This is a genomic window from Streptomyces sp. NPDC058221 (assembly GCF_042882365.1).
GTDB lineage: Bacteria > Actinomycetota > Actinomycetes > Streptomycetales > Streptomycetaceae > Streptomyces.
Map to the genome: position 1 here is coordinate 1 of NZ_JBHVWF010000299.1, position 2,472 is coordinate 2,472.

A 2,472-nucleotide genomic window follows, 5' to 3' on the forward strand; every position below is an offset into this window, starting at 1 on the left:
TGTGGCGGGATGGGGATGTGACGTATGCGGAGGTGGAGTTGCCTGCGGGTACTGATCCGGGTGGGCATACTCTGCATCCCGCACTCCTCGACGCCGGGCTTCATGCGTTGTTGCTGGATGAGGAGGAGGACGGTCCGGTCCGGGTTCCCTTCTCCTGGTCGAACGTCACGCTGCACGCGACCGGAGCCACCAGCCTCCGCGTGACCCTCACAAAAACCGCCGACGAAAACGTATCGGTCCACTTGGCCGACGGAGAGGGAGCTCCTGTCGCCACTGTGGAATCACTGACGGTGCGGCCCCTCGGCGCGGAGCACCTCGTTGACAGCCAAGTACGCAACTCGCTCTACGAGCTGGCCTGGCCGTCAGTCCCGGCCTCGGCGCCCCGCCTGGGGACGACGGCATCGCGGGCGGTGGTGCTCGGTGGCACCGAGTATCCCGACCTTCCCGCGATCGTCGTCGACGGATCAGTGCCGGACTTTGTCGTCCTACCCGTGGACACGCGCACGCCCGGCGGCCCGGCCCCCGCCGACCTGGTGCTCGACATCCTTCAGGCGTGGGTGGCCGAGGACCGGTTCTCCCCATCACGCCTTGTCGTGCTCACTCGTGGTGCCGTGTCCACCACTGGCTCGGATCCTGCGCCCGACCTTGACCTTGCAGGTGTATGGGGCCTTGTACGAGCGGCGCAGGCGGAATTCCCCGACCGATTCCTCCTGGTGGACGAGGAGGTGGAGGGTTCGGCACCGGAAGCCGTGCTGGAAGGCCTTCCAGCCGATGAGCCTCAACTTGCCCTGCGTAACGGCGTCGCTCATGCCCCACGCCTCGTAAGGCCGGCCGCTCGGCGCGATGCCGACCGCAGCCCCGAGCGCGGCTTCGACCCGTCCGGGACCGTCCTGCTCACAGGCGCGACCGGAGCGCTGGGATCACTGCTCGCACGGCACTTGGTGGAGGCCCACCACGTAGGTCATCTGCTCCTGGCTTCGAGGCGTGGCCCAGATGCGCCGGGCGCAGCCGAGCTGGTGGATGAACTCGCCTCGCTGGGAGCCGAAGTTGCTCTGGCAACGTGCGATGTTGGGGACCGGACGGCACTCGCCGAGCTCCTCTCCTCGATTCCGGCTGAACACCCGCTCACCGCGGTGGTTCATACGGCAGGTGCACTGGACGATGCCACGATCGAGTCGTTGACACCGGAGCGGATGAGCACGGTTGCCCGACCGAAGTCGGATGCGGCGCGGAATCTGCACGAACTTACCCGGGACCTTCCGGTCCCCCTCAGCGCCTTCGTGCTCTTCTCGTCCGTCGCCGCGACGTTCGGCAGCGCGGGCCAGGGCAACTACGGAGCGGCGAACGCTGCTCTGGACGCACTCGCCCAGCAGCGTCGAGCCGAGGGCCTGCCCGCCCTGTCGCTCGCGTGGGGGCTGTGGGAGACACCCGGCGGCATGGCCGGCGGGCTGTCGGACAGTGACCGCTCCAGGATGGCGGCGACCGGTATAGGCGCACTGTCGCCGGAGGCGGGGCTGGCACTCTTCGACCTGGCGCTCGGACTCGGGGAGCCCTTCGTGGTCCTCGCACAAATCAATACGGCAGCACTGCGCTCCCGGGCGGCCGACGGTGCGTTGCCGGCGATACTGCGCGAGCTCGTTCCGGCAAGTTCCAGGAGCGATGCCGCACTGGCCGCCTCGCCGACACGGAACCTGGACGGGCTCAGTCCACAACAGCTTGCATCGGCAGTGCCGCAGTTGGTGCGAAGCGAGATCGCTTCTGTCCTCGGCCACGCGACGCCCGGCATCGTCGAGACGGACCGAGGCCTGCTGGAAATGGGATTCGACTCGCTGACTGCCGTGGAGCTCCGGAACCGACTGTCCAGCGCCACGGGGCTTCGCCTGACTACAACACTCGTCTTCGACCATCCGACGCCTGCCGCCCTCGCCGACTACCTCATCGACGAACTCTGCCGGGACAGTGCGGGACCTGCTTCCGTACTCGCGGAGCTGGAGCGTATCGAGAAGGCCATTTCCGGGATCACGCTCGGCGAGGCAGACCGCGAACTGATCGGCGAACGACTCCGGCGGCTGTCCCGCAACTGGAGCGGGGACGACCCTCACGATGCCGGCCGGGCGGCCAGCCACGACGACGTGGAAGACCTCTTGTCGGCAACGGACGACGAACTGTTCCTGGCACTCGACACCGAACTCGAAACAACAGGCACGGACGACACCGGCCGAGAGCCGCTGGCCGAAGGAGACGACGTCGCATGACGAACAACGAGGACAAGCTTCGCGACTATCTCAAGCGAGCCACGGCGGACCTGCGCCTCACCCGTCAGCGTCTGCGCGACGCGGAGGCGGCGGCCGAGGACAGGGACCAGGAACCGATCGCGGTCGTGGGGATGAGTTGCCGGTTCCCGGGTGGGGTTTCGTCTCCCGAGGAGTTGTGGGAACTGCTGGAGCGGGGCGAGGACGCGATCGGAGAGTT

Annotated in this window: 2 protein-coding genes; both read left to right on the plus strand. The window is 67.7% G+C overall.

What is annotated here, in order from left to right; all coding sequences use genetic code 11:
* The coding region (locus ACFVW8_RS38955) for a type I polyketide synthase (RefSeq protein ID WP_389698770.1) at positions 1-2,255 on the plus strand (2,255 nt) is incomplete at its 5' end.
* A partial coding sequence (locus tag ACFVW8_RS38960) for a polyketide synthase docking domain-containing protein (protein ID WP_389698772.1) occupies positions 2,252-2,472 on the plus strand: 221 nt, incomplete at its 3' end. The genes ACFVW8_RS38955 and ACFVW8_RS38960, both read left to right, overlap by 4 nt.